We start from the raw sequence: 2,589 nt of genomic DNA, 5'->3' as shown, positions 1-2,589 counted from the left end.
CCCCGGCACAGCGTCCCGCGCCGGTGCCGGTGCCAGCGCCGGCACCGGCATCGGCACCCGTACCCCGCGCCAGCCCCGCCCCCGTCGCCTACGCCACCTCTATCCCGTAGTCCTGGACCAGTTCCTCCAACCCCCCGCGGTAGCCCTTGCCGCCGAGGACGAAGTCCCAGTCGCCGTTGGCGCGGCGGCGGAAGGAGCCGAGGACCAGGGCGGACTCGCCGGGGCGACCGTCGGAGACGTCGAGGCGGCCCTGTTCGGTGCGCGACGGGTCCAGGAGCCGGATGCAGGCGTCGGTGAAACCGGACAGGTCGGCCTCGGGGTTCACGGCGGGGTCGATCGCCGCCACGAGGACGAGCCGGTCGGCCTCGGCGGGCAGCGCGTCGAAGGAGACCCGGATCGCGGCCTTGTCCGGCGCCGCCGGGGGGAGCGCGCGGACCGTGCCGTCGGGGGTGCGCAGGTTGTTGTAGAAGACGAAGTGGTCGTCGCTGAGCACCCGGTTGCCGTGGCAGACGAGCGCGCACACGTCCAGGGCGACGGTGCCGCTCCAGCCCATGCCGAGCACGCTGTGGTCGTCGCCGGTGTCCGGCGCGGAGTCCGGGCCCGTGCCGCCGGCCGGGCCCGTGGCCAGTGCCTGGCGGGGGTCGGGCGCCGTCCGCTGAGCGGGGACGGCGCGGCCGCCGCCCGTGCCCAGGCGACCGCGCAGCCCGTGCCGGTGCAGCAGGTCCACGAGTTCGCTGCCGGAGACCAGTTCGAGCGGCTTGCCGTTGGCGAAGGTGTGCGAGCCCGGGCCGAACTTGGACGTCGTCACCAGGACGCCCTTGTTGGCGCCCGCGTGCTGGACGGTGCCGTAGAGATCCCGGACGGCCGTCGGCGGGACGGTGTTGCGGTAGCGCTTGACCTGCACGACGATCTTGCCGCCGCGGATCGGCGCCGGGTCGAGGGCGTCGACGTCCACACCACCGTCGTTGGAACGCTGGGTGGTGACCGCCTGCATCCCCATGGCCTGGAAGAGTTCGGCGACCAGCGCCTCGAACGCGACCGGGTCCATCTCCAGCAGGTCGGGCTCCTCGTCACCGCCGTGGGTGACGACACCGTTGCCGACGTCGGCGGGCCGGCGGCCGGGCCGTACGGCGGTGCGCTGGTCCGGCTTGGCGGACAGCTGGCCGCGGAGCCCGTCGAGCAGGCAGTCGACGGCGCTGACCTGCTCCAGGTTCAGGCCGGTGAACACCGCCCGCGGCGCCATGACGCTCGCGAGGACGATCTGCGCACGCCGGCCGGTCGCCGGGTCGTGGTCGTCGACGAACCCGTTCAACGTGACCGCCTCCAGGGCGCCGAACTCGTCGGCCGCGAAGAGGTCGTGCAGCACGAGCAGGACGCACTGGGCGAGGACGTCCCGGTAGAGGGCGCGCCGCTGGGTGACGGGCCGGGCCGTCTCCTTGTCCTGGTCGACGCTCGCCTGGTATCGCACGGACTTCGCCTCGGGGACGACGTCGAAGCGGGGCAGCTCCCAGTCGAGGACGAGTTCGCGGGCGGCCGCGTCGTACGCGGCGGAGACCTGGCGGGGGAAGCCCTCGGGCCAGGCGGCGGAGGCGTAGAGCGCCGCGGAGAAGTACTCGACGGCGGCCTCCGGGGCGCTGCCGGCGCGCAGGGCCGCCGTCATCTCGGCGACGCCCGCGTTGTGCCGGCGGACGTCGGCCAGCTGCCCGTCGGCCCACTGCTGGTACTGCCGCTGGTACTGGGCGAGTTGCCGCTGCCGCTGTGCCTCCGCCGCCTGCGCGGCGTGCCAGTCCTGCTCGAAGCGGGCCCGCGCCTCGGCCTGCGCCTGCGCCCGCCGGCCGGCGGTCCAGCCGCCCTGGGCCTGGTACTGGCCGGGGTCCGGCATGGGCACCGGCTGGGCGAGCACACCAGGTGCGAAGGGCTCCAGCCGCTCGGAGCGGGTGAGGGAGGCGGCGCGGAACGCCGGGGCCCGGCAGCCGGTGGCCAGCAGCCCCTGGAGGGCGGCGACCTGCGCGTCCAGTTCCTCGGTACGCCGCCGGGCGTCCGCCTCACGCTGCTGCCGGTACGCCTGCTGCTGCTCGCGGTGGCTGCGGGCCACCTCCCGCTGGTACGCGCGCTGCTGGCGCTCGTACTCCCGTTGCTGCCTGGCCCGCGCCTCCAGCTGACGCTGTTGCTGGCGCTGTGCCTCGGCCCAGACCCCGACCAACCCGTTGGAGCGACGACTCATCCCTTGCAGGCCCTCCCCCCAGGGCCCTGCCACCGCCCGGCCGAGCCCTGCCCCACGACAAGCAGTAATTGGCCGACTCTACCGTGCGACCGGGCGTCCGCCCATCCGCTGGTCACCCCCCGTCCGGGCTGCGGCGCGGCGCGGCGGAATGCCGGGCGGTAAGAGAGCGGAATGCCGGGCGGTACGAGAGGGAAGTACTGAGCGACACGAGAGCGGAATAGCGGGTGATACCAGGACGAAAGAGCAAGCGATGCCGGGCAGGAAAGGAGAACGGCACCGGGGAGGAGCGGACGGCGGCGAGGCGGGGAGGACCGCGGCGGGGAGGGGGACGAAACCTAGCGGTACGGCGTCGTGAAGCCGCCGGC

At 74.4% G+C, this 2,589-nt stretch carries 1 protein-coding gene; it reads right to left on the bottom strand.

What is annotated here, in order from left to right; genetic code table 11:
- Window positions 1-88: 88 nt before the first annotated feature.
- Window positions 89-2,224: a restriction endonuclease gene (locus tag AOK23_RS35185; protein WP_206336383.1), complete on the bottom strand. Its 2,136-nt coding sequence runs from the start codon at window positions 2,222-2,224 to the stop codon at window positions 89-91.
- Window positions 2,225-2,589 lie beyond the last annotated feature (365 nt).

The organism is Streptomyces torulosus (assembly GCF_001419765.1).
GTDB classification, from domain to species: Bacteria; Actinomycetota; Actinomycetes; order Streptomycetales; family Streptomycetaceae; genus Streptomyces; species Streptomyces torulosus.
The sequence above is the reverse complement of the archived record's forward strand: the minus strand, read 5'-3'. Positions and strand labels throughout refer to the sequence as shown.